At 70.8% G+C, this 408-nt stretch carries 1 protein-coding gene; it reads left to right on the top strand.

Annotated features, from left to right (window positions below):
- Positions 1 to 408: hypothetical protein (locus tag AB4Y92_RS26185; protein ID WP_441822278.1), on the top strand; the 408-nt coding region annotated here is incomplete at both ends.

Raw genomic sequence — 408 nt, 5'->3', positions numbered from 1 at the left:
GGGCAGTTCCGCCTGCGCGGCATCGACGACCTGCCGACGATCGGCGGGGACGAAGGTGGTCAGACGACGATCAACATCGTCGCGCCGAGTGCGTCGCGGGCGATCGCGGGCAATACCATCCTCGCCGTCGCGCAGGCCGTGGCYCTGCGCGGGCGCTTYGGGCAGGTCGTGGTGCGGGTYTCCGAACGGCCGCCGGAGCGGCTGCGGCCGGGCTCGCTGACGGTYGTGRTCGGRACMGCGAACGAACTGGGCGAGCTGCTGGGCACCATCCCTGAAGAGGCCGCCACCCGCAGCTTCCTGGGCTTCGTCGCCAGTCCGAAGCTGGGTCCGGCGACGCTCCTCGTCACCGGACAGGGTTGGCCGGATATCGAGGCGGTCGTCGCCAAGATCCTGACGGAACCCGTGTCC

Origin of the sequence: Lysobacter sp. TAB13, from assembly GCF_052113885.1 — a bacterium.
Taxonomy (GTDB): domain Bacteria; phylum Pseudomonadota; class Gammaproteobacteria; order Xanthomonadales; family Xanthomonadaceae; genus Lysobacter; species Lysobacter gummosus.
This window is presented reverse-complemented; position numbering and strand designations above follow the sequence as displayed.